Below are 23,581 nucleotides of genomic sequence, written 5' to 3'. Positions count from 1 at the left end.
CTCTGGGCAGGTCGACTTGGGGGGCCAACAGGGCCAGCGCCCCCGGCGTTCCGCTTCGCCGATTCCGCCATGGCGGAGGGCACCGCCGTCCAAGACCGGCCCGGCGAAGGTCGCTAGCATCGCCGCCGATGGAGGCTCAACTCGCCGAACTGCAGGGGCTGTGGCGGCCTCTGGCGGCGCTGCTGCTGGCGTCCGCGGTCGTCATGGGTAGCCCGGGCCCGTCGACGATCAGCGTCACCGCGGTCGGCGCCTCCTTCGGCATCCGCCGCTCGCTGCCCTATGCCTGCGGGCTGATCGCCGGCACGATCGCGGTGCTGCTGGCGGTGGCGGCCGGGGTGGTGGCGCTGGTGGCCTCGATCCCGCACGGGGCGCTCGCGCTCGGCATCGTCTCCGCCGTCTACATCCTGTTCCTGGCCTGCAGGATCGCGACCGCGCCGCCGCTGGAAGGCGGGGAGGGGGCGGTGCCGGCGCCGTCCTTCCTCGGCGGCGTCCTGCTCGCCGTCGCCAACCCCAAGGCCTATGTCGCGATCGCGGCGGTCTTCGCCGGCACGACCGTCGCCCGGGATCCCGGTCTCGACGCCGCGGTGAAGACGGTGCTGCTCGGCGGCATGGTCGTGCTGATCCATCTCGCTTGGCTGCTGGCCGGCGTGTCGCTGTCCCGTTGGCTGCGCGACCCGGTCAGAGCGCGCCTCATCAACCTGGCCATGGCCGCGGCCCTCGTCGCCATCACCGCCTCGGCGCTGATCGGCCGATAAAGAACACCGGCCGGAAGGGAAATTGCGGACTCCGGCGGAACGCAAGCCGCCGCGCCGCCATTCGAAGAATGAGTGTTCCCGCTTCAGGAGGCCGATATGGGCCGCGGCATTCTTCTCTGGCTGCTCGGGGTTCCGATCCCGGTGATCATCCTCATCCTGCTGCTGTTCCGCTGAGGGAGGACGAGATGGTCGGCACCTATCCTGATTATCCCGAACCCCGCATCGCCGCCCCGGCGGTGGAGGCGGCATCGTCCGGCGTGTCCTGGGGCGCGGTCTTCGCCGGGGCGGCGGTCGCCGCCGCGATCACCCTGGCGCTGATGGTGCTGGGAACCGGCTTCGGCCTGTCCCTGGTCTCGCCCTGGCCGGGCTCCGGCATCGGCGCCGGCGCCTTCGCGGTCACCACCGCGATCGGGCTGATCGTCATCCAGTGGATCGCCTCGGGCTTCGGCGGCTACATCACCGGGCGGCTGCGCACGCGCTGGGCGAACGTCCACACCGATGAGGTCGCCTTCCGCGACACGGCGCACGGTTTCCTCACCTGGTGCGTCGCCACCCTGTTCGTCGCGGTGGTGCTGGGCTTCGTCGGCTACGGCGCCGCCTCGACCGGCGTCCAGGCCACGGCGACCGTGGCATCCGGCGCGGCCCAGGGCGCGACGGCGGCCGCCCCGGCGGCGGCACCGGCCGACCCGACCGGCTATGCCATCGACCTGCTGTTCCGGCCGGCGCCCGACGCCGCGCCGCCGGCCGCCAATGGCGGCGATCCGCGGCCGGAGGTGGCACGCATCCTGGCCAATGCCGTCGCCAATGGCGGCCTGCCGCCGGCCGACAGGACCTATCTGGCGCAGCTCGCGGCGCAGCGCACCGGCCTCAGCCAGGCCGATGCGGAAAAGCGCGTCGACGAGGTCGTGGCCCAGGTCGACGCCGCCGCGGCCAAGGCGCGCGAGGCGGCGGACGCCGCCCGCAAGGCCGGGCTGTCGACCGCCTTCGCCGCCTTCCTGTCGCTGCTGATCGGCGCCTTCATCGCCGCGGTCAGCGCCTCGCTCGGCGGCCATCTGCGCGACGACCGCCTGCGGTCGCTGGGCTCGACCGAGATGCTGCCGGGCTAGCGCCGCGGGTCCAGCAGATCCCGCAGCCCGTCGCCGAACAGGTTGAAGCCCAGCACCGAGAAGGTGATGGCCAGGCCCGGGAACAGCGACAGCCAGATGTTGACGCCCAGGAAGTTGCGGCCGTCGCTCATCATCGCGCCCCATTCCGGCGTCGGCGGCTGGGCTCCGAGGCCAAGGAAGCTGAGGCTCGCGGCGGTCAGCACCACGGTGCCGGCGGTCAGCGTCGCCTGCACGATGATCGGCCCCAGCGCGTTGCGCAGGATGTGCTGGGACAGGATGCGCCAGAGGCCGGCGCCCAGCGCCCGCGCCGCCTCGGTGTACTCCACCTGCATCAGCCCCAGCGCCAGGTTGCGGGCCAGCCGGCCATAGACCGGGATCGAGAAGATGGCGATGCCGATCATCAGGTTGACCAGGCTGGTGCCGAGGATGCTGACGATCAGGATCGACAGCACGATGCCCGGGAAGGCGAACAGGATGTCCATCACCCAGATGATCGCCTGGTCGACCCGGCCGCCGGAATAGCCGGCCAGCAGGCCCAGCGGCACGCCGGCCGCCAGCGCGATGCCGACGCCCAGCACGATCTCCAGCAGCGAGAGCCGGGCGCCGTAGACGATGCGGGAATAGAGGTCGCGGCCGTACTGGTCGGTGCCGAAGAAGTGCTCGGCCGAAGGCGGCCGCAGCGCCTGGGCCAGCGACTGCTGGGTCGGGTCGTGGGTGGCCAGGAGCGGCGCCAGCAGGCCGGCCAGCACCAGCAGCAGCACCATGGCGCCGCCGATCGTCAGGCTGCGGTGCCGGCGCAGGATGCGGCCCAGGCGCCTGGCCCGGGACGGGGCGGCCGGAAGGTCGTCGCTGTCGGCGAGGCTGGTCATGGTCCTAGTCGAAGCGGATGCGGGGATTGATGGCGGCGATCAGCAGGTCGGCCAGGAAGTTCACCACCACGACCGAGGTCACGGTCAGCAGGGTGACGCCCTGGATGATCGGGTAGTCGCGGTAGCGCACGGCGTCGACCAGCAGCCGGCCGATGCCGGGCCAGTTGAACACGGATTCGGTGACCACGGCGCCGCCCAGAAGCCCGCCGAAGTTCAGCCCGACGATGGTGACGATCGGGATCAGCGCGTTGCGCAGCGCATGCTTGCGGTAGATCACCCGCGGCCCCAGCCCCTTGGCGCGGGCGGTGCGGATGTAGTCCTGGCCGATCACCTCCAGCATGCTCGACCGGGTCATGCGCGCGATCAGCGCCGCCGGCAAGAGGCCGAGGGCGATCGCCGGCATGACGTAGTTCTGCCAGCTGCCGGCGCCCAGCAGCGGCAGCCATTTCCACTGCACCGCCAGCAGGTTCATCATCATCAGCGCCAGCCAGAAATTGGCCACCGAGGCGCCGCCGATCGCGGCGATCATCACCGCCTGGTCGGGCCAGGCGTTGCGGTAGACCGCGGCCAGCATCCCCGCGGCCACCCCGATCAGGATGGCGGCGGCGTAGCTGACCACGGCCAGCGACAGGGTGTAGGGGAAGCGCTCCGCCACCTCGTCGATCACCGGCTTCTTCGACTTGATCGACTCGCCGAAATCGCCCTGCACGGCGTGGCTGAGGAACAGCCCGTATTGCAGCAGGAACGGCTGGTCGAGACCGAGCCGGGTGCGCATGCCGTCGACCGCGTCCTGCGTCGCCTGCGGCCCGGCCATGATCCGCGCCGGATCGCCCGGCAGCATCCGCACCGCGCCGAAGATCAGGAACGAGACGCCGAGCAGGATCAGCGGCAGCGCCACCAGCTTGCGGGTGAGATAGGCCTTCATGCGCTTGCCGGACCGCAGCACCAACAAGTCCCCCCTCCCCTCGCGGGAGGGGGATAGGGGGAGGGGGTTCTCGACATCGGCGCGGACGTCGCTCGGGGATACTGAAAAAGGGATATGCGCGAACGGATCCGCGCCGACTCGCGCGGCGGCAACCCCCTCCCCCTGGCCCCCTCCCGCAAGGGGAGGGGGGACTCGGAAGGGGCGAGCGAGAGGGGGAAAGTCATCCGTCCTTATGCCTTCGTCGCGCGTTCCGGGACGATCGCGCCGCCGGGCTGCAGCCAGGCGCCCTTGACCTCGGCACGGGCGGCGGCGAGGTCGTTCGGATAATACAGCAGCACATGCGCCGCATCCTGGACGATGAGGCGCTGCGCCTTGGCGTAGAGCGTCTTGCGCTCGGCCTCGTCGGTCGACGACCCGGCCTTGTTCAGGATCTCGTCCAGCTCGGCATTGCTGTAGAAGCCGAGATTGGCGCCCTTCGGCGACCAGCTGTCGGTGTGGTACAGCGGCTTCAGCTGCAGGTCGGCGTCGAAGGTGCCGGTGGACCAGGAGGCGATGACGCTGTGCACGCCCTGGGCCGCCTTCTCCTCCGGCTTGCCAAAGGCGGCGGCGGTCCACACGCCGCTCTCCATCCGCTGGATGTTCAGGGTGATGCCGGCCTGCGCCCACATGCCCTGCAGGATCTCGGCGATGTTCGCCTCCGGCTCCTGCACCGCGACGTTGATGGCGATGCCGTCGGCATGGCCGGCCTCGGCCAGGAGATCCTTGGCCTTGGCGATGTCGAAGCCGTAGCCCTCGACCGTCTTGTCGTAGCCGAACACGGCGGGCGACAGCGGCGAGGTCGCCGGCTGGCCGAAGCCGTACAGCAGGTTGCTGACCAGGCCGGCCCGGTCGGTGGCGAGATTCAGCGCCTGGCGGACGCGGACGTCGTCCAGGGGCGCCAGCTTGCAGTTCAGCGCCACCCAGAACACCGCGGTCGGGTTGCCCTCCATCAGTGCCAGCTCGGGGTTGGCCTTGATCGGCGCTGCGAAGACCGGCGGCAGCGGCACCACAATGTCGGCGTCGCCCGTCTGCACGGCCATGTTCATGACCGCCGCTTCCTGGGTCCAGATCCACTTGAGATTCCTGGTCGGGGCCTTCTCGCCCCAGTAGTCGGCATTGGCCTCCGACAGCACGTATTCCCCCGACTTGTACTCGGCCAGCCTGTACGGGCCGGTGCCCACGGCGGCGCGGCCCAGCGTGCCGGCCTTGTCGGCCTTCGGGCTGACGATCGAGGCCGAGGCCACGGCCAGAAGCTTCAGGAAGGCGGGGTAGGGGCGCTTCAGGGTGAAGCGGATGGTGTCGGCGCCGGTCGCCTTGACCTCGCCGATCACGGCGCGGAAGCGGCCGCTGGCGGCCAGGCCGCGCTTCTCGTCCATGTGCCGGGCGAAGCTGGCGATCACGGCGTCGGCGTCGCAGGGCTCGCCGTCATGGAACTTGACGCCCTGGCGCAGGGTGAAGGTCCAGACCGTTCCCGTCGCGTCGCCTTCCCACTTCGTCGCCAGGACCGGCACCAGCTCCATCTTGTCGTTGTAGCCGGTCAGGCCCTCATACATCGGCTCCAGCAGCGCCGAGGTGTAGGTCGCGGTCTGGTCCGCGGGATCCATGCTGCGCGGCGCCTCGCTCTGCAGGATCACGATCTGCGAGGCGTCGGCGGCAGAAGCGCTGTGGCCGCGAAGCAGCGCCATGAGGCCGAGCGACCCGCCCAGGGCCAGCGCGCCGCGCCGGTCGATCACGAGGGTCATGTCCGTCTCCCGTTGGTTGAATCGGTCCGGGGTTCCGCCGACTTTGTTAGATTGATGAAGCCTTCGCCTTGATTAAATTCAATTTCTAAACTAACTGTCAAGCCGAACGCATCGGATGCCGAGGCTTATGGCCAACCCGTCGAAACGCTCCCTGCTCGAGGCCGTGGCCGACCACGGACCGCTCAGCCGGTCCGAGCTCGCGCTCCGCACCGGGCTCAGCAAGGCGGCGATCACGGGGTTGAGCCGCGAGCTGATCGAGGACGGCGCGCTGGAGGAGAGCGAGACGGCGCCGTCGCGCCAGGGCCGGCCGTCGATCCTGCTGCGGCTGAACCCGGCCCATGGCTACTTCATCGGCGCCTCGATCGTGGAGGAGCCGGTGACGATGGTGCTGACCGACTTCCAGGGCGCGGTGTTGGGCCAGCGCACGGCTTCCTGGTCGAACGATCCCCAGGCGATCGCCGGCACCATCCGCGATTCGATCCCGCATCTTCTGGGCGAGGCCGGCATCCCGGCCGACCGGCTGCGCGGCATCGGCGTCGCCCTCTCCGGCCTGGTCAACCACGACCAGGACCGCTGCCTGCATTCCGCCAATCTCGGCTGGATCGACCTGCCGGTGGCGGCGGTGGTGGAGCAGGCGACCGGCGTGCCGACCTTCCTGGAGAACGACGCCAACGCCGTCGCCACCGGCGAGCGGCTGTACGGCCTGGCGCGCGACTACCGCACCTTCGCCACCGTCACCTTCGGCGACAGCATCGGCTGCGCCCATTACGTCGACGGCGCGCTGTACCGCGGCCATGGCGGCGGCGCCGGCGAGATCGCGCATTGCACGATCGAGCCGGGCGGGCTGCCCTGCCGCTGCGGCAAGCGCGGCTGCCTCGACACCGTGGCGCCGCGCCAAGCGATCCTGGCCCAGGCGCGGGCACTGGGCCTCGAGGCCACGACCACGGCGGAGGTCGAAACGCTGGCGGCCCAGGGGCATGCCGAGGCGATCGGCATCCTGCACCGGGCCGGCGGCGCGCTGGGTCTCGCCATCGCCCATGTGATCCAGGTCAACGATCCGGAATTCGTGCTGATCGTCGATGTCGAGGGCGCGATGGGGCCGCTGTTCCGCACCGTCACCCGGCAGGCGATCGAGGCCAATGTGCTGCCGCGCCTCGCCGCCTCCACCACCATCCGCTTCCACCACGCGACCCGCGCCCTGTGGGCCCGCGGCGCCGCCAGCATCGCCGCCCACCGCTTCCTGACCCGCGCCGAAGAAGGCTGAAGACATGGCATCCCTCCCGCGCATCGTCGTCGGCGGCATCCACACCGAATGCAGCACCTACAGCCCGGTGCTGGCGACCGAGGCGGATTTCCGCGTGCTGCGCGGCGACGTCCTGACCGCCGACCCGTCCTTCGCCCTGCTGCGGGACTACGACGCCGTCTTCCTGCCGACGCTGCACGCCCGCGCCATCCCCGGCGGTCCGGTCGCCCGCGCCACCTATGAGGCGTTCAAGGCCGAGTTCCTCGAGCGGCTGGCGGCGCTCGGCCCGATCGATGGCCTCTATCTCGCCATGCACGGCGCCATGAATGTCGAGGGCATGGAGGATGCCGAGGGCGACTGGATCACCGCCGCCCGCGCCGCGGTGGGGCCGGACTGCCCGATCAGCGCCAGCTACGACCTGCACGGCAATGTCAGCCAGCGCATCATCGACGCGCTCGACATGTTCTCCACCTACCGCACCGCGCCGCATATCGATGTGGAGGAGACCAAGCGCCGCGCCTGCAGCATGCTGATGCGCCGCCTGACCGAGGGCGTGAAGCCGCTGCTGATGTGGGTCCCCGTGCCGGTGCTGTGGCCGGGCGAGCGCACCAGCACGGTGGACGAGCCGGCGAAGTCGCTCTACGCGCAGCTTCCCGCGGTCGACGCTATCGACGGCATCCTCGATGCCTCGATGATGGTCGGCTATGTCTGGGCCGACGAGCCGCGGGCGACCGCCGCGGTCATCATAACCGGCACCGACCCGGCGGCGATGGAGCGCGAGGGCACCCGCCTGGCGCAAGCCTATTGGGATGCGCGCGACGACTTCGTCTTCGGCAGCCGAACCGGCACGGTGGAGGACTGCGTCGGCTGGGCCGTCGCCTCGGCCACCCGGCCGGTGATCCTGGCCGATTCCGGCGACAACCCGACCGGCGGCGGAGTCGGCGACCGGGCCGACCTGCTGCGGGCGCTGCTGGCGCGCGACGCGCAGGACGTGCTGATCGCCGGCATCGCCGACCGCCCGGCCACCGAGTCCTGCTTCGCCGCCGGCACCGGCGCCCGGCTGCGCCTGAGCATCGGCGCGACGCTCGATACGAAGGGTAGCCAGCCGGTCGAGGCGGAGGCCGAGGTGCTGGTCCTCGACCCCGGCGCTGATGCTGCGGATCGCCAGGCGCTGGTCCGCATCGGCGGCATCCGGGTGGTGCTGACCGCGCGGCGCCGGCCGTTCCACAATATCGCCGACTTCACCCGGCTGGGCGTGCATCCGGCCGAGGTGGCGATCCTGGTGGTCAAGTCCGGCTACCTGTCGCCGGAGCTGGCGCCGATCGCCAATCCGAACCTGATGGCGCTGTCGCCCGGCGTGGTCGACCAGGATGTCGAGCACCTGCCGCGCCGGCGCACCATCCGCCCGACCTTCCCCTTCGACCGCGATTTCGACTGGCAGCCGCGCCCGGTCTGGTCCGCCCGGTCGCTCAAGACTCTCGGCCGATGATGGCATCGCAGATGGCACGGCCGATGCCGGCCCGCTCCGATGGCCTCTCCCGCCTGGCGGGAGAGGTCGGACGTCCGCCAGGACGTCCGGGTGAGGGCTGGCCCCGGCCTCGACAAAATCCCCTCACCCGGTCTCGCTTCGCGAGCCCGACCTCTCCCGCAAGCGGGAGAGGCAACCCGAGATCGTCGTCCCGCGAGGGACGCCCAGCGCAGCGAGAGACCTTCCGATGACCGCCACTCCCCTGATCGAGATCTGCGTCGAAGGCCTGGACGGGTTCCTGGCGGCCCAGGAGGGCGGGGCCGACCGGGTCGAGCTGTGCGCCAGCCTGATCGAGGGTGGGCTGACCCCGAGCATCGGCACGATCCTGGAGGTCAAGGCCCGCGCCCGCATCCCGTTCCACGTCATCATCCGGCCGCGCGGCGGCGACTTCCTGTACAGCGACACCGAATTCGCCAGCATGCTGGCCGATGTGAAGGCGCTGCGGGAGCTCGGCGTGCCCGGCATCGTCATCGGCTGCCTGACCGCGGACGGCCGGATCGATGAGGACCGCACGGCGCAGCTGGTGCGCGAGGCGCGGCCGATGAAGGTCACCTGCCACCGCGCCTTCGACATGACCCGCGACCCGGAGGAGGCGCTGGAGGCGCTGATCCGCTGCGGCGTCGACCGGGTTCTGACCTCGGGCCAACGGCCGGACGCCATGGCCGGGCTCGCGATCCTGAAGCGGGCGGTGGAGCAGGCCGGCGACCGCATCGTGGTCATGGGCTGCGGCGACCTGGACGAGGCCAACATCGCCGAGGTCCGCCGCGCCACCGGCCTGAAGGAGCTGCACTTCGCGGCGCTGCGCACCGAGCCGAGCGGCATGGTCTATCGCAACCCGGAGATCAGCATGGGCGGCACCGAGCTGGAGCGCGAATACACCAACACCGTGACCGATCCGGAGCGGGTGCGCGCCACCATCCGGGCCGCGCGCGCCTGATGGCGGCGGCCGGGCCAGACGCCGACACGATCCTGTCGGTCAAGGATCTGCGGACTTGGTTCGATACCGAGGACGGGCCGATCCGCTCGGTCGACGGCGTCACCTTCCACATCCGCCGCGGCGAGACCCTGGCGCTGGTCGGCGAATCCGGCTCGGGCAAGAGCGTCACCAGCCTGTCGCTGATGCGGCTGATCCCCACCCCGCCTGGCCGCATCGCCGGCGGCGAGATGCTGTTCGCCGGCCGCGACGGCCGGCCGCGCGACCTGGCGAAGCTGTCGGAGGCGGAAATGCGCCGCATCCGCGGCAACGACATCGCCATGGTGTTCCAGGAGCCGATGACCTCGCTCAATCCCGTCTACCCGGTCGGCGACCAGATCGCCGAGGCGGTGCAGTTGCACCAGGGCTTGAGCCGTCGTCAGGCGATGGAAACGGCGGCGCAGATGCTGGAGCTGGTCGGCATCCCGGCCGCGCGCCGGCGCCTCAAGGACTATCCGCATCAGATGTCGGGCGGCATGCGCCAGCGGGTGATGATCGCCATGGCGCTGTGCTGCCGCCCGGCGCTCCTGATCGCGGACGAGCCGACCACGGCGCTGGACGTCACCATCCAGGCCCAGATCCTGGACCTGATGCGCCGGCTGCAGGCCGAGATCGGCATGTCGATCCTGTTCATCACCCACAATCTCGGCGTGGTGGCCGAGATGGCCGACCGCGTCGCCGTCATGTATGGCGGACGGGTGGTGGAGGAGGGCGGCGTGGTCGAGATCTTCAAGTCGCCGCGCCACCCCTACACCATCGGCCTCCTGAACAGCGTGCCGCACACCGACTACGCGGCGCTGGACTGCGGCGAGTCCCGGCGGCTGGAGGCGATCCCCGGCAATGTGCCGAGCCCGCGCAAGCTGCCGCCCGGCTGCACCTTCGCGCCGCGCTGCCGCCACGCCATCGAGGCCTGCGCCGCCGCCGTGCCGCCGCTCGCCGACACCGGCGGCGGGCACATGTCGCGCTGCATCCGCTGGAGCGAGCTGGCATGAGCACGCTTGTGGAGGACCGCCGCAGCCCCATTGCCCTGCCGGCGCCGGGCGAGACCCTGCTCGAGGTCGAGGGGCTGCGCACCTGGTTCCCGGTCGGCGGCGGGCTGTTCGGCAAGAAGGGCCAGCATGTCCGCGCGGTCGAGGACGTGTCCTTCGCGCTGAAGCGGGGCGAGGTGGTCGGCCTCGTCGGCGAATCCGGCTCCGGCAAGACCACGGTCGGCCGGTCTGTGCTGCGCCTGACCGAGCCCACGGCGGGATCTGTGCGCTTCGCCGGCACCGACATCCTCACGCTGTCCCGTACGGCCTTCCAGACCTATCGGCGCGAGATGCAGATCGTCTTCCAGGACCCCTATGCCAGCCTGAACCCGCGGATGACGGTGGGCGAGATCGTCGGCGAGGCGCTGACCATCCACGGCCTGTCCCGCGGCCGGCAGCGACCGGAGCGGATCGCCGAGCTGCTGCGCCGGGTCGGCCTGCGGCCCGACGCGATCACCCGCTATCCGCACGAATTCTCCGGCGGCCAGCGCCAGCGCATCGGCATCGCCCGGGCCCTGGCGGTCGAGCCCAGCTTCATCGTGGCGGACGAGCCGGTCTCGGCGCTGGACGTGTCGATCCAGGCGCAGGTGGTGAACCTGATCCAGGACCTGCAGCGCGACCTGGGCCTGACCATGCTGTTCATCGCCCATGACCTGTCGGTGGTGGAGTATCTCTGCGACCGCGTGATCGTGATGTATCTCGGCCGGATCATGGAATCGGCGCCGGCCCGGTCGCTCTACACCGCGCCGCGCCACCCCTACACCCGCGCGCTGCTCTCGGCCGCGCCGGTGCCAGACCCGACGGTGCGGCGCGAGCGCATCCTGCTGCAGGGCGACATCCCCAGCCCGATCAGCCCGCCCTCGGGCTGCGTCTTCCGCACCCGCTGCCCGCACGCGATCCCGGATTGCGCCACCGTGGTGCCGTCCTTGCGCGAGGTGGCGCCGGGCCACGCCAAGGCCTGCATCCGGGACGACCTGTAGGGCTACGGGGAACATCCAAGCCGCGGCAGTCGGATCAAAGGGCATCTGTTGTTTTGTCATGCCCGGGCTTGACCCGGGCATCCAGGGAATGTCGATGCCGCTCTGGGTGGCCCCTGGATTGCCGGGTCGAGCCCGGCAATGACAGAAAAGGCAGGTGCAAGGTTGTTCAGCCCGCCCTGCGCTTCCCAGCCGCACCATTTGAACACCCTCCCCGCCGCACTAGATCTTCCAAAGCGAGGCGGCGAAAGGGCGGTCGATGAACCGCAACACGGCGGAGCGTTGGGGGCGGGTCAGCATCGCCCTGCACTGGACGATCGCGGCCCTCATCCTCCTGGTGCAGATCCCGGCCGGCCTCACCATGAACCGGGTCGGGCCGGGCCTGCTGCAGAACATCCTCTACGACACGCACAAGATGACCGGGCTGACCGTGTTCGCGCTGGCGGTCGTCCGGCTGCTGTGGCGCTGGGCCAACCCGGTCCCCGTGCTGCCGGCGGACCTGCCGCCCTGGCAGACCGCCCTGGCGCGCATCACGCACGCGCTGCTGTACCTGCTGATCCTGGCGATGCCGGTCAGCGGCTTCCTCTACACGGCCATGGAAGGCTTCCCGGTGCCGCTGTTCTACCTCGCCAACCTCGCGGAGCTGGTGCCGGTGAACAAGCCGGCCGCGGCCGTGGCCAAGGCGGTGCATCTCAACCTGATCTGGGTCCTGCTCGCCGTCGTCGTCCTGCATGTCGCCGGGGCGCTGCACCACCATCTGGTCCGCCGCGACGGCATTTTGCGGCGCATGCTGTCCTCGAAGGCGCGCCTGCCGGCCGGCGAGGCGCGATCCTGAACGGCCGTCGTCCCCTCCGTCTCGCCACCTGGATGTGCCTCCTGGGCGTGGGGATGGCGCTGACCGCCGCCGCCATGGCCCTGGCCGGCGCCAGCCCGGTCGCCGGGCCCTTCCTGGCCGCGACGTTCCTGGCCTATGCCGGGGTCTCGGCCGTGATCGTCCTGACGATCGAAGGCCGGCACCCGCATCCGCGGTTCGGGGCGGCCAATCTGATGACGCTGACGCGGCTGGGCATCGCGGCGATCTTCGCCGGTGTGGTCGTGGAAGGGCTGCTCGACCGCAGCCGGATCTCGGCCGGGGTCGCCTGGACCTGCGCCGCCCTGCTGCTGGTCGCGCTGGTGCTGGACGGCGTCGACGGCCTGCTGGCCCGCCGGCAGGCCATGGCGTCGCGGTTCGGGGCGCGGTTCGACATGGAGGTCGACGCGCTGACCATCCTGCTGCTCTCGATCCTGGCGATCCTGCTGGGGAAGGCCGGTGCCTGGGTCATGCTGATCGGCCTGATGCGATACGCCTTCATGGCCGCCGGCATTGCTTGGCCGGCGCTGGCCGAACCGCTGCCGCCGTCGCTGCGCCGGAAGGCCGTCTGCATCGTCCAATACGCCGCGCTGCTGGTCCTGCTGCTGCCGGTCGCGCATCCGCCGGCGACGACGGCCGTCGCTGCGGTCGCGCTCGCGGCCCTGGCCTGGTCCTTCGCCGTCGACGTGGGATGGCTGCTGCGCCGCCGTCGCGCGCGACCGGCGACCTGATCAGAGGGTCGCCAGGACATCCACATGCCCGATCAGGCAGTGCCCGTCCGCCGCCCGGGCCCGGCGGAATTCCAGCCAGCCTTCGACCTCCGCCGCGGCGATGCCGCCCCATCCGGCGGCCACCTCGGCGATCCCGGGCAGCAGCGCGGCGACCAGCTCGGCGTCGCCCGGGCCGAGGCGCCACGGGCTCTCTTCGACCCGGACCCTGAAGCCCCGGGACCGCAAGGCCGCGGCCAGGGCCTTCGCCCCCTCCGGACCCAGCGCCGGGCCGAAGCCCTTGTCGGTCCGCTGATGTGCGTTGAGGGCCGCGACCATCGCCTGATCGCCCGGATGCGCCGGATCGAAGGACAGGCGCCCGTCATAGGAGAGTGCGGCATAGAACGGGCATCGACGGGCTGTCAGGGCATCCGCCAGGCGCTCGACCCACGCCTCGGACACGAGATCCAGCAGCGCCGATGCCGTGACCAACGCGGCACCCTCGATCGGCGGATCTCCGCGGGACAGGTCATAGAGCACCGTTTCCGCTGCGGCGCCGGTTCTCCGCCCGGCCTCGCGCAGCGCCGCCGCATCATGGTCGACCAGCCGCCACCGGGCCGAGGGGGAGAGATGGGGCTGCAGCGCCCGGACGGTCGATCCGGCGCCGCAGCCCAGATCCACGATCAGCCCGCCGGCCTCGACGAGGGACGCAGCGGCGCTGCGCAGCGTGGGGTTTCGGGCGGCGTGGTCCGCGGGCTCGCGCAGGTCGAGCCAGGCGATCGGGAACGACGTCAAGGGGCGGCAGCCCTCGCCGCGCTCAGCCTCCGCTCTGGCTCCACGGGCCATGGTGCTGGCCCTCGGCGTCGATGCGGCCGAAGCCGTGGGCGCCGAAGAAGTCGCGCTGGCCCTGGGTTAGGTCGGCGGTGGAGCGCGGCTGGCGCAGCGCCAGCCAGCGCGAGGTCGCGGCCGACAGGGCCGGCACCGCATGGCCGTGGCGGAAGGCCTCGGCCACCACCTCCGGCAGCGCGCCGGCGGCGCCCTCGAACAGCGGCGTCAGGCCCGGCGCCAGCACCAGGGATTCGATGTCCGGCGTCTGGTCGTAGGCCGAGGCGATGCGGTCCAGCAGGGTCGAGCGGATGATGCAGCCGGCGCGCCAGATCCGCGCCACCTCGGCCAGCGGCAGCTTCCAGCCGTACTCGCGCGACGCCGCCGACATGATGGCAAAGCCCTCGGTGTAGGCCAGGATCTTGCCGGCCAGCAGCGCCTTCTCCAGCAGGTCGATCGCCGCCTCGCGGCTGCCGGCCAGCTCGAGGGGCTGGGCCGCGCCGGGGAAGCGGTCGGACAGGGTCTTGCGCAGGGCGCGCTCGGCCGAGACGCCGCGCGCCTCGACCGCCGCGGTGATCGACGAGGCGGGGGCGCCCCGCGCCCGCGCCCCCGTCGCCGACCAGCGGCCGGTGGCCTTCTGCCCCGCGCTCTCGACGATGACGGCGACCAGAGGCTTGCCGGTCTTCGGGTCGGTGGTCTTCAGCACCGTGGCGGTGATGTCGACGAGATAGGAGGACAGCGGGCCCTTGGACCAGCGCGCGAACACGTCGCCGATCTCGGCCGGGGTCAGCCCCAGGCCGCGGCGCAGCAGGCCGTAGACCTCGCCGATCATCTGCATGTCGGCATATTCGATGCCGTTGTGGATGGTCTTGACGAAGTGGCCGGCGCCGTCGGTGCCCAGCAGGGCGCAGCACGGCGTGCCCTCGAACTTGGCGGCGATCGCGGTGAAGATCTTGTCGACCCGACCATAGACCTCCGGCTTGCCGCCGACCATGATCGACGGGCCGTGGCGCGCCCCTTCCTCGCCGCCCGACACGCCGACGCCGAGAAAGGCCAGGCCGGCCTTGTCCAGCGCGCCTTCGCGCCGCACGGTGTCGTGGAAATTGGCGTTGCCGGCGTCGATCAGGGCGTCGCCCTTCTCCAGCAGCGGCTGCAGCCGGGCGATGGTTTCGTCGACCGCGGCGCCGGCCTGCACCATCAGCAGGATGGCGCGGGGCTTGCGTACGGCGGCCACCAGCTCCTCCGGCGTGCGGCAGGGCACCAGGCGGTCGGCCAGCGGGCCGGCCAGGGCCATCGCCTCGTCGGTCCTCTCGACGCTGCGGTTGTACAGCGCGACCCGGAAACCCTTCTCCGCCATGTTGAAGGCGAGGTTCCGGCCCATGACGGCCAAGCCGACGACTGCGATATCCGCGTCGCTCATCTGATGCCTCTTCTCTGTCCGCTGATGACCAGTCGACCGATCGATGAGGCTATCGATAGTAGCCGATGGCGTGCTTGTCCATGCCTGGCGGCCGGCTTGTCAGACAAGGTGCCGCCGCAGCGCCGCGACCACGTCGTCACGGGCCTCGCGGGCGCGGGACAGGAGGCGGGTCTGGGCCAGGAAGCCGTGCGGCATGTCGGGATAGAGCTTGAGGCTGTGCGGCGCCCCGAGCGCGGCCAAGCGCCGGTCCAGGTTCAGCGTGTCGTCGAGCAGCGGGTCCAGCCCGGCGGCGAGCAGCACCAGCGGCGGCAGCCCGGCGAGGTCCGCCGTCAGGGGCGCCGCCTCCGGATTCGTGCGCAGCGCCGGGTCGGGCAGGTACTGGGTCCAGAACCAGTCCAGCTTGGCGGTCGACAGGCCGTAGCGGCCGTCGCCGAAGTCGCGGTGCGACGGCGTGTCGTGGTCGGCCGACAGCATGCCGTAGACGATCGCGCCGAAGCGCGGCAGCGTCTCGCCCAGGTCGCGCAGGCGCAGCAGCGTGGTCAGCGCCAGGTTGCCGCCGGCGGAATCGCCGCCGATGCCGATCCGCCCGGCATCGATGCCCAGCGCCGCGGCGTTCGCGCGCAGCCAGCGGACCACGCTGACCGCCTGCTCGCGCGCGGTCGGGAACTTGTGCTCGGGCGCCAGGGCGTAGTCCAGGCCGACCACCACCGCCCGGGCGTCGCGCGCCACCTCGCGCTTCCAGCGGTCCAGCGAGTCGATGCCGCCGAGGGCGAAGCCGCCGCCATGGGCGTGCAGATAGGCCGGCAGCGGCCCGGCGGCGCCATCGGGATAGTACAGCCGCACCCGCACCGGCACCGGCAGGTGGTCGAGGACATGCTCCTCGACCCGGGCCAAGGGCGGGGCGTCCTGGTTCAGGAAGGCCTGCAGCGTCAGGGCATGGCCGCGGGCCACCACCACCGGCATCGTCAGGACATCGGCCTGGACGATGCCACTCTCGCGCAGCAGCGCCTGGGCGGCGAGGAATTCGGGGGCGAGGCCCGGCGGGGTCGGGGCATCCGGCATGGCGGTCTTGATCGTCAGCGGGGCAGGGGCCGCCGGGCGGCCGCCCGGAACCGGTCCAGCAGGCCGGGCCTGGCCGGCCGCGCCCGGCGCGGCGGCTCGGGCCTATCCTCGGCCGTCTCGGGCAACCGGCTCTCCAGCGTGTGGATCAACCAACCGATCGTGTCCATGGGCCCTCCGAAGCGCGGGATGTCAGAACGTCTCCACCCAGGGCCGCAGCTCGACCTCCCAGCTCCAGGCGCTGCGCGGCTGGCGCAGCAGGTCGAGATAGCTCTGGGCGATGGCGTCGGGGTCGAGCGTGCTGTCCGGCTTGCTGGGCGGGTCCTCGCGCCCGGCCTCGCGGATCTGGCCGTCGATCACGACATGGGCGACATGGATGCCTTGCGGCGCCAGCTCCCGCGCCATGCTCTGGGCCAGGCCGCGCAGCGCGAACTTGCCCATGGCGAAGGGGGCGGAGCGGGCATAGCCCTTGACGCTGGCCGAGGCGCCGGTGAACAGGATGGCGCCGCGGCCCTTCGGCAGCATCCGCCGGGCCGCCTGCTGCCCGACCAGGAAGCCGCCGAAGGCCGTCACCGCCAGCACCCGCTGCACCTCGGCCGGGTTCAGGTCGGCCAGCGGGCCGCGCAGCCGGCCGCTGGCGTTGTAGACCACCACGTCCGGATCACCGCCGAAGCGCTGCCGCACGGCGTCGAACAGCCCGGCCACCGCCTGGGCGTCCGACGCGTCGGCGGAAAAGGCGGCGGCGCCGGTCTCCTCCAGCAGCGGCCTCAGCTTGTCGGTGTCGCGCGCGGCGACGGCGACGCGCAGGCCCTGGCGGCTGAGCAGCCGGGTCAGCGAGGCGCTGAGCCCGCTGCCGGTGCCGACGATCAGGGCGGTCTTGTAGCTCTCACGGCTCATGGCTGTCCTCAGGACCGGGATGGCTGCGCCGGGTGCGGCTCCACCCCTGTCCTATCATGTCGTCGGCAGGTTCCCCAGCCGCAAGGCGGTCTTTCAGACAGGGGGGCGGATCGCGCCATAGGCGCCGCGCCAGTACAGCAGCGGATCCGTGCCTCCGGCGCCGTGCAGCGCCTGCACCCGGCCGATCAGGATGTCGTGGGAGTGGCGCTGGATCCGCTCCTCCAGCGTGCAGTCGAAGGCGACCAGCGCGTCGGCCAGGATCGGCGCGCCGCTGGCCAGCCGGATCCAGCGGGCGCCGGCGAAGCGCGCCTCGCCCTTCTCGCCGTTGCGGCCGGCGAAGCGGTCGGCGATCGGCTGCTGCGACGCCGCCAGCACGTTGACGCCGAAATGCGCGTGCCGCACAAAAAGCGGCCAGGCCGAGGCCGAGCGGTTGACGCAGACCAGCACGGTCGGCGGGTCGGCCGACAGCGACACCACCGAGGTGGCGGTCAGGCCGTTGCGCTCCGCCCCCAGCCCGGCGGTGACGATGCTGACCGCTCCCGCCAGGTGGCGCATGGCGCCGCGGAAGGCGTCGTCGGTGACCGGCGGGTGGCGTTCCTCCAGGGGCTCCAGCCCGGCCGCGGCCAGGGCAAGAAGGGTGTCGAGGCTCATTTCTTCGCCAGCTCCGCCAGCACCGGGTCGTTGAACGAGCGGTCCAGCACGGTGTCTGCGTCCAGCCGGGTCTGGATCAGCCCGGCGCGGAGATAGAGGTCGATGGTCTTCTGCTCGTCCGCCAGCACGGCGTCGTCGATCGCCACCGGTCGCACGGCCTGGCGCGACAGGTACTGCAGCGCCACCTCCTGCGGCAGGCCGACCAGCCTGCTCCAGATCCTGGCATAGGCGGGGTAGTTGCTGGTGCCCCAGTTGCGGGCCTTCGCCAGCCGGCCGACGAAATCCTGCAGCGCCGCGCGCTTGGCCTCGATCGCATCCGGCCGGGCGACCAGGAAGCTCAGTCCCGGCGTGATGCCGACGCCGGTGACGACGCGGCGCGCGCCCTCCTGCAGCTCCAGCTGCGAGGTGTAGGGCTCCCAGGTCGACCAGCCGTCGATGGCGCCGCTGGACAGCGCGGCCTTGGCTTCGGCCGGCAGCAGGTAGACGATGGTGACCGCGTCCGGCTTCAGCCCGGCCTGCTCCAGCGCCGCCAGGATCAGCTGGTGGCCGATCGAGCCGCGGCCGGTGCCGATGGTCTTGCCGACCAGGTCCTGCAGCCCCTGCACCGGCGAGTCCTTGGGCACGACGATGGCCAGGCCGTCCTGCTTCGACCGGATCGCGGCGATCGCCTTGACCGGCACCCCCGCGGCGGCGGCGAAGGTGAAGGGCGCGTCGCCGACGCTGCCGGCGTCGATGGCGTCGGCGTTCAGCGCCTCCAGCAGCGGGGCGGCGGCGGGGAATTCGCTCCATTCGACCCGGTAGGGCAGGTCGGACAGCACGCCCGCCGCCTCCATCACCGATCGGGCGTTGCCCTTCTGGTCGCCGACCCGCAGCACGGTCTCGGCATGGGCCGCGCCGGTGATCGCGAAGGCGACCGTAAGGCCGGCCAAAATGCGCTTCATCACAGATGCTCCAATTTAACTCGGCACCGAGCCGCCCCCTCACCCGAAATCGCTGCGCGATTTCGACCTCTCCCCTGGGGAGAGGTAATGTTTCCCTCTCCTCGGGGAGAGGGAGGGGCCCGCCGCGTTGGCGGCGGGAGGGTGAGGGGGAGAGCCCCGGCCCATCCGGCGTCTCACTCCGCCGCGGTGGCGCTGGCGCGCACCCGCTCGGCGACCAGCTTGCGGGTCAGCGGGATCAGCTCGCGGCCGTAGTCGATGGCGTCGTCCAGCGGGTCGAAGCCGCGGATCAGGAAGGTGGTGACGCCGAGGTCGTAATAGTCCAGCAGCGCGTCGGCCACCTGCTCCGGCGTGCCGACCAGCGCGGTCGAGTTGCCCTTGGCGCCGGTCAGGGCGGCGATGCCGGTCCACAGCCGCTTGTCCAGCCGCAGGCCCTGGGCGGCGGCGGCCAGCAGGCGCTGCGACCCGGCATTGGCGGGCTCGGCGGTGCGCTTGTAGCCGGTCTTGTCCTGCACGGCGCGCGCCTGCTCCAGGATCGCGTCGGCGCGGGCCCAGGCCTTTTCCTCGGTCTCGGCCAGGATCGGCCGCAGCGACAGGCTGAAGCGCAGCTGCCGTCCGTGCTTCGCCGCCGCGGCACGCACCCGGCCGGTCAGCTCGCGCACCTGGGCGTGGGTCTCGCCCCACAGCGCGTAGATGTCGGCATGCTTGCCGGCGACCGCGATCGCCGCGTCCGAGGCACCGCCGAAATAGACCGGGATGTGCGGCGGCCGCACCGACTTGACGGTCGAGAAGCCGCGCTCGAAGCGGTAGTGCGGCCCCTCGTGGTCGAAGGGCGCGTCGCTGGTCCAGATCTTCCGCAGGATGCCGAGATACTCGTCGGTGCGGACGTAGCGCTCGTCCTTGGTCAGGAAGTCGCCGTCCTGGCGCAGCTCGGCGTCGTCGCCGCCGGTGATGATGTGCACGGCGACCCGGCCGCCGGTCAGTTGGTCCAGCGTCGCGAACTGCCGCGCCGCCAGGGTCGGGGCGGTGAAGCCCGGCCGGTGCGCGATCATCAGCCCCAGCCTCTCGGTCACCGATGCGGCGTGCCCGGCGACCAGGATGCTTTCCGGCGAGGTCGAGTGGAAGGCGACCAAAGCGCGGTCGAAGCCGGCGGCCTCATGCGCCCGGGCGACGGTCTCGATATAGGGCACGTCGATCACCGGCCCGCTGGCGGGGCGGGTCTCGGAGAAATCGCGGGTGCCGATGAAACCGATGAATTCGACGCTCATGGCAAGTTCCTCGAGAATCAGAGGCCGAGGGCGAGGCGCCCGGCGGCGAGTCGGATGGAATCGTCCTGCGGCGTGTGGATGCGGGCGCACAGCACGTCGCGGTAATGCCGCTCCAGCGGGTTGGCGCGGGCCAGGCCGGGATTGCCGGTCAGCCGCACCGCCGTCTCGACCGCGGCGATGGCGTTGCCGGTGACGGTCAGCTTGACGATGCCGCTCTCGTTCGGCGCCGGCGGGCGGCCGTCGTCGACGTCGCGGGCGGCGCTGGCCAGAAGGCGGGCGTTGACCGCCAGCCGGGCCTCGATCTCGCCCACCGACTCCTGCATCCGCGGCAGGGTGGCCAGGGGCGCGCCGAGATTGGCCGGGGCACGGGTCTTGAGGAAGCCGACGAACCAGTCGCGGGCGGCCCGCGCGATGCCGTCGTAGAGCGCGCCGATCAGCACCGCGCCCCAGGCCGACTTCACCGGCTCCGGCACGCGCCAGGCCTCGGGCGGGCGCAGGTCGACGGCGTGGTCGAACGGCACCGCCACGTCCTCCAGGATCACGTCGTGGCTGTTGGTGGCGCGCATGCCGAGCTGGTCCCAGCTCTCCACCACCCGGATGCCGGGCGCCGTCGCCGGCACCAGGATCGTGCCGACGCGCGGCTCGGCCTCGTCGGTCGCGACCCAGACCGCGAGCCAGGACAGGATCGGGATGCCGGTGGCGAAGATCTTGTGGCCGGAGACGCGCCAGCCCTCCGGCGTGCGCCGCGCCACCGTCGCCGGCACGCCGCCGCGGGCGGGGGTGCCCAGCTCCGGCTCGACCCGCAGGGCGTTGATCAGCGATACGCCGGCTGCGGCCTCGCGGCCCAGCCGCTCCGCCAGATGCGCGGGCCAGCCGCGCTCCTCCATCGAGGCGTGCTGCAGATACTGCATCGACAGCACCAGGGCGGTGGACGGCTCGCCCCAGGCGATGCCGCCGATCACCGTCGCCGCCTCCTGCAGCCCGCCGCCCAGCCCGCCGAAGCGCCGCGGCGTGACCAGGGCCAGCAGCCCCGCTTCGGCCAGCCGGTCGAAATGGGCGAAGGGGAAGGCGCCGCTGCGGTCATGCTCCGCCGCCGTCGCGGCGAACTCCGCGGCCAGCCCGGCCACGGTCTCCGCCAGGGGCGGCGGTGCCCCGACACGATGCAGGGGGACGCTGCGCAGCGGCTGGTCGGGCCGGGCCATGGCCTCAGGCCCCGGCCGGGGCGGGAACCGCATGGCCGGCGGGCGCGGACCGGCCGGCGGGTCGGGGGGCCGGCGGTGCCACCTCGCCCTCGAACTCGTCGACGCCGAGATCGGCCAGCAGCCTGGCCCGGAGCCGGACGAAGCCGGGATCGCCATGGCGGCGCGGCCGGTCCAGCGCGATCGGGATGTCGGTGGCGATCCGGCCCTCGGCCAGCACCAGCACCCGGTCGGCCAGCAGCAGCGCCTCGTCGACGTCATGGGTGACCAGCAGCACCGCCGGGCGATGCGCCTGCCACAGCGACCCGACCAGCCCCTGCATCTTCATCCGGGTCAGGGCGTCCAGCGCGGCGAAGGGCTCGTCCAGCAGCAGCAGGCGCGGCTCGCGCACCAGCGCCCGGGCCAAAGCGGTGCGCTGGGCCTCGCCACCTGACAGGGTCAGGGGCCAGGCGTCGATCCGGTGCGACAGCCCGACCTCCTGCAGCGCCGCGACGGCGCGGTCGCGCGCATCCGGCCCCTTCAGGCCCAGCGCGACGTTGCGCCAGACGCTCTTCCACGGCAGCAGCCGCGGCTCCTGGAACACCACGGTGCGCTCCGACGGCACGGTGACGGTGCCGGCGGGGGCGGGGTCCAGCCCCGCCAGCGTGCGCAGCAGCGTCGACTTGCCGGAGCCGCTGCGGCCCAGGAGGGCGACGAAGGCGCCATCGGCGATGTCGAGGTCGAGCGCGTCGAGGATGTTGGGGCCGCCGAAGGACCGGGTCAGGCCGCGGATGCGGACCACGTCGGGGCGTGCGGCGGCGTCTTCGGCGTCGGCCCGGGGACGGGCGGCGGAAAGGAGCACGGGGCGTATCCTTTGAAGCTCAGGCCTTCACGAAGCTGGGGCGCCAGCGCAGCACGCTGCGCTCGATCCCGCGGACGAGCTGGTCGGCGCCGAGGCCGAGCAGGGCGTAGACGATCAGGCCGACGAAGATGATGTCGGTGCGCAGGAAGTCGCGCGCCGTCATCACCAGGTAGCCGATGCCGCTGGAGGCGTTGATCTGCTCGCCGATCACCAGGCTGAGCCAGGCGGAGCCGAGCGAATAGCGCAGGCCCACCAGGGCCGAGGGCAGGGCGCCCGGCAGGATCACCTGGCGGATCAGCTCGCGCTGCGACAGGCCGAACACGCTGGCGGCCTCGACCAGCTTGGCGTCGACGCCGCGGATGCCGGCGAACAGCGTCAGGTAGATCGGGAAGGCGGAGCCGAGCGCGACCAGCGCGATCTTCGGCGTCTCGCCGATGCCGAACCACAGGATGAACAGCGGCACCAGCGCCAGGAAGGGCAGGGTGCGCAGCATCTGCATGGTGGCGTCGACCAGGTCCTCGCCGCGCCGCGACAGCCCTGCGATCAGCGCCAGCGCGGCGCCCGTGGTGACGCCGATGGCGAGCCCTGCGGAGACCCGGCCGAGCGAGACCAGCAGGTGCTGCAGCAGCTCGCCCGAGGCCAGCAGAGTCCAGAAGGTGGCGATGATGGTCGCCGGAGAGGCGATCGACCGGGCCGGGATCAGCCCGGCGGAGGATCCGGCCTGCCACAGCAGGATGATCGCCAGCGGCGGGATGAAGCGGCGGAACCGCTCGATCCGGAAGCCGCCGGCAGGCTGGGTCGGCGAAAGGGCGGTCAAGGCGATGTCCTGTTGCCGGATGCGGAAGGGGCGACAGCGGGCGCCGCTGACCTGTAGATAATGACCAATAGTATGCGTCAGTCAATGTGATTCTAAATTTAATATCTAGAATAAAATGTATAATTTTTAAGATGCTGATTCTCCTTCGCTCTTCGGCGACGATGGGGTTCGGGTCGGCGATCCCGGGCGCCGCCGCATGGCAGCGATGCCGGATAATTGCACATCGGTAATTTGTTTTGACGGCGCTTTGGCCGCTATGACAATGGCCTTTCAGACCAGCCGCAGCCGCCGATCGAGGGATCGGCCTGGAGTCGACATGACCAGCCTGAACGGCCGCGTGGCCGAGCACGACATCGATGCCCTGTTCCTGCGGCGCTGGTCGCCGCGTGCCTTCACCGAGGAGGCGATCCCGGAGGCGGAACTGCTGCGCTTCTTCGAGGCGGCGCGCTGGGCGCCCTCGGCCTACAACGCCCAGCCCTGGCACTTCATCTACGCCCGCCGCGGCACGGAGCGCTGGCCGGTCTTCCTCGAGATCCTGAACGACTGGAACCGCGGCTGGGCGCAGCATGCCGCGGCCCTGGTGATCGTCGCGTCCAGGGCCAGCTTCGACCAGCCCGGCAAGGGCGAGACCCCGCTGCCGACCCATTCCTTCGACGCCGGCGCCGCCTGGTCGAACTTCGCACTGCAGGCCCTCCTGTCCGGCTGGCACACCCACGGCATGGCCGGCTTCGACCGCGACAAGGCCCGCAGCCTGCTGGGCCTCCCGGCGGAATACGGGGCCGACGCCGCCATCGCCGTCGGCCGGCTCGGCGACAAGGCGGCCCTGCCGGAGAGCCTGCGGTCGCGCGAGGTGCCCAGCGGCCGCAAGCCCTTGAGCAGCATCGTCTCGGAAGGCGCGTTCCGGGCCGGATGACCCGGCCGGCC

The 23,581-nt window shown here is 71.7% G+C and carries 24 protein-coding genes; 10 read left to right on the top strand and 14 right to left on the bottom strand.

The window, feature by feature from the left end; translation table 11 throughout:
* The first annotated feature begins 128 nt into the window (after positions 1–128).
* Together LG391_RS32160 and LG391_RS32155 are read left to right on the top strand one after the other, a co-directional pair.
* On the top strand, positions 129–755 hold the full coding sequence (locus LG391_RS32160; protein ID WP_225772824.1) for a LysE family translocator: 627 nt from the start codon (positions 129–131) through the stop codon (positions 753–755).
* A 185-nt stretch (positions 756–940) separates the two neighbouring features.
* Positions 941–1,861 (top strand): hypothetical protein, encoded by a 921-nt coding sequence (locus LG391_RS32155; protein ID WP_225772823.1) that lies wholly within the window; start codon positions 941–943, stop codon positions 1,859–1,861.
* Here the strand turns inward: LG391_RS32155 and LG391_RS32150 are convergent.
* The 3 genes from LG391_RS32150 to LG391_RS32140 all read right to left on the bottom strand — a co-directional run bounded on the left by LG391_RS32150 (position 1,858) and on the right by LG391_RS32140 (position 5,436).
* On the bottom strand, positions 1,858–2,730 hold the full coding sequence (locus LG391_RS32150; RefSeq protein WP_225772821.1) for an ABC transporter permease: 873 nt from the start codon (positions 2,728–2,730) through the stop codon (positions 1,858–1,860). The two genes, LG391_RS32155 and LG391_RS32150, sit on opposite strands and share 4 nt — an antisense overlap.
* Before the next feature lie 4 nt (positions 2,731–2,734).
* On the bottom strand, positions 2,735–3,676 hold the full coding sequence (locus LG391_RS32145; protein ID WP_225772957.1) for an ABC transporter permease: 942 nt from the start codon (positions 3,674–3,676) through the stop codon (positions 2,735–2,737).
* Positions 3,677–3,885: 209 nt separating this feature from the next.
* Positions 3,886–5,436 (bottom strand): ABC transporter substrate-binding protein, encoded by a 1,551-nt coding sequence (locus LG391_RS32140; protein WP_225772819.1) that lies wholly within the window; start codon positions 5,434–5,436, stop codon positions 3,886–3,888.
* Positions 5,437–5,551: 115 nt separating this feature from the next.
* Between LG391_RS32140 and LG391_RS32135 the strand changes: the two genes are divergently transcribed.
* The 7 genes from LG391_RS32135 (at position 5,552) to LG391_RS32105 (ending at position 12,766) form a co-directional block, all read left to right on the top strand.
* Complete coding sequence (locus LG391_RS32135) at positions 5,552–6,700, top strand: ROK family transcriptional regulator (protein WP_225772817.1); 1,149 nt, start codon at positions 5,552–5,554, stop codon at positions 6,698–6,700.
* A gap of 4 nt (positions 6,701–6,704) precedes the next feature.
* A complete protein-coding gene (locus LG391_RS32130; RefSeq protein ID WP_225772815.1) occupies positions 6,705–8,168 on the top strand; it encodes a M81 family metallopeptidase in 1,464 nt (487 codons plus the stop codon).
* Between the two features lie 226 nt (positions 8,169–8,394).
* On the top strand, positions 8,395–9,144 hold the full coding sequence (locus tag LG391_RS32125) for a copper homeostasis protein CutC (RefSeq protein WP_225772813.1): 750 nt from the start codon (positions 8,395–8,397) through the stop codon (positions 9,142–9,144).
* Entirely contained in the window at positions 9,144–10,172 is a 1,029-nt protein-coding gene (locus LG391_RS32120) for an ABC transporter ATP-binding protein (protein WP_225772811.1), read from the top strand. The genes LG391_RS32125 and LG391_RS32120 overlap by 1 nt, the downstream gene beginning before the upstream one ends.
* On the top strand, positions 10,169–11,188 hold the full coding sequence (locus LG391_RS32115) for an ABC transporter ATP-binding protein (protein WP_225772809.1): 1,020 nt from the start codon (positions 10,169–10,171) through the stop codon (positions 11,186–11,188). The genes LG391_RS32120 and LG391_RS32115 overlap by 4 nt, the downstream gene beginning before the upstream one ends.
* Positions 11,189–11,444: 256 nt before the next feature.
* On the top strand, positions 11,445–12,020 hold the full coding sequence (locus LG391_RS32110) for a cytochrome b (RefSeq protein ID WP_225772807.1): 576 nt from the start codon (positions 11,445–11,447) through the stop codon (positions 12,018–12,020).
* Between the two features lie 53 nt (positions 12,021–12,073).
* The gene (locus LG391_RS32105; protein WP_225772805.1) at positions 12,074–12,766 is read left to right on the top strand and encodes a CDP-alcohol phosphatidyltransferase family protein; all 693 of its coding nucleotides are present in this window, start codon (positions 12,074–12,076) and stop codon (positions 12,764–12,766) included.
* On the opposite strand, the gene LG391_RS32100 is transcribed toward LG391_RS32105, so the two are convergent.
* From LG391_RS32100 to LG391_RS32050, 11 genes are all read right to left on the bottom strand, one after another.
* Positions 12,767–13,537, bottom strand: coding sequence for a hypothetical protein (locus LG391_RS32100; RefSeq protein WP_225772803.1), 771 nt, complete (start codon positions 13,535–13,537; stop codon positions 12,767–12,769). It abuts the gene before it with no gap.
* A 22-nt stretch (positions 13,538–13,559) separates the two neighbouring features.
* On the bottom strand, positions 13,560–14,987 hold the full coding sequence (gene gndA / locus LG391_RS32095) for an NADP-dependent phosphogluconate dehydrogenase (protein WP_225772801.1): 1,428 nt from the start codon (positions 14,985–14,987) through the stop codon (positions 13,560–13,562).
* Positions 14,988–15,086: 99 nt separating this feature from the next.
* Positions 15,087–16,049 carry an alpha/beta hydrolase gene (locus tag LG391_RS32090; protein ID WP_225772799.1) on the bottom strand — a complete coding sequence of 321 codons (963 nt, stop codon included), beginning with the start codon at positions 16,047–16,049 and terminating at the stop codon, positions 15,087–15,089.
* Between the two features lie 14 nt (positions 16,050–16,063).
* On the bottom strand, positions 16,064–16,216 hold the full coding sequence (locus LG391_RS32085; RefSeq protein ID WP_225772797.1) for a hypothetical protein: 153 nt from the start codon (positions 16,214–16,216) through the stop codon (positions 16,064–16,066).
* 22 nt (positions 16,217–16,238) lie between these two features.
* Complete coding sequence (locus tag LG391_RS32080; RefSeq protein ID WP_225772795.1) at positions 16,239–16,943, bottom strand: SDR family NAD(P)-dependent oxidoreductase; 705 nt, start codon at positions 16,941–16,943, stop codon at positions 16,239–16,241.
* Positions 16,944–17,036: 93 nt separating this feature from the next.
* Entirely contained in the window at positions 17,037–17,594 is a 558-nt protein-coding gene (locus LG391_RS32075; protein WP_225772793.1) for a flavin reductase family protein, read from the bottom strand.
* Positions 17,591–18,535 (bottom strand): ABC transporter substrate-binding protein, encoded by a 945-nt coding sequence (locus tag LG391_RS32070; RefSeq protein WP_225772791.1) that lies wholly within the window; start codon positions 18,533–18,535, stop codon positions 17,591–17,593. The genes LG391_RS32075 and LG391_RS32070 overlap by 4 nt, the downstream gene beginning before the upstream one ends.
* A 173-nt stretch (positions 18,536–18,708) precedes the next feature.
* Entirely contained in the window at positions 18,709–19,800 is a 1,092-nt protein-coding gene (locus tag LG391_RS32065; protein WP_225772789.1) for an LLM class flavin-dependent oxidoreductase, read from the bottom strand.
* A 17-nt stretch (positions 19,801–19,817) separates the two neighbouring features.
* Entirely contained in the window at positions 19,818–21,002 is a 1,185-nt protein-coding gene (locus tag LG391_RS32060; RefSeq protein WP_225772787.1) for an acyl-CoA dehydrogenase family protein, read from the bottom strand.
* 4 nt (positions 21,003–21,006) lie between these two features.
* Entirely contained in the window at positions 21,007–21,780 is a 774-nt protein-coding gene (locus tag LG391_RS32055; protein ID WP_225772955.1) for an ABC transporter ATP-binding protein, read from the bottom strand.
* 79 nt (positions 21,781–21,859) lie between these two features.
* The gene (locus LG391_RS32050; protein WP_225772785.1) at positions 21,860–22,657 is read right to left on the bottom strand and encodes an ABC transporter permease subunit; all 798 of its coding nucleotides are present in this window, start codon (positions 22,655–22,657) and stop codon (positions 21,860–21,862) included.
* A 316-nt stretch (positions 22,658–22,973) separates the two neighbouring features.
* On the opposite strand from LG391_RS32050, the gene LG391_RS32045 reads away from it, so the two are divergent.
* Positions 22,974–23,570, top strand: coding sequence for a nitroreductase family protein (locus LG391_RS32045; protein ID WP_225772782.1), 597 nt, complete (start codon positions 22,974–22,976; stop codon positions 23,568–23,570).
* The last annotated feature ends 11 nt before the right edge of the window (positions 23,571–23,581 follow it).

This window comes from Inquilinus sp. Marseille-Q2685 (assembly GCF_916619195.1).
Classification (GTDB): Bacteria; Pseudomonadota; Alphaproteobacteria; order DSM-16000; family Inquilinaceae; genus Inquilinus.
This window is presented reverse-complemented; position numbering and strand designations above follow the sequence as displayed.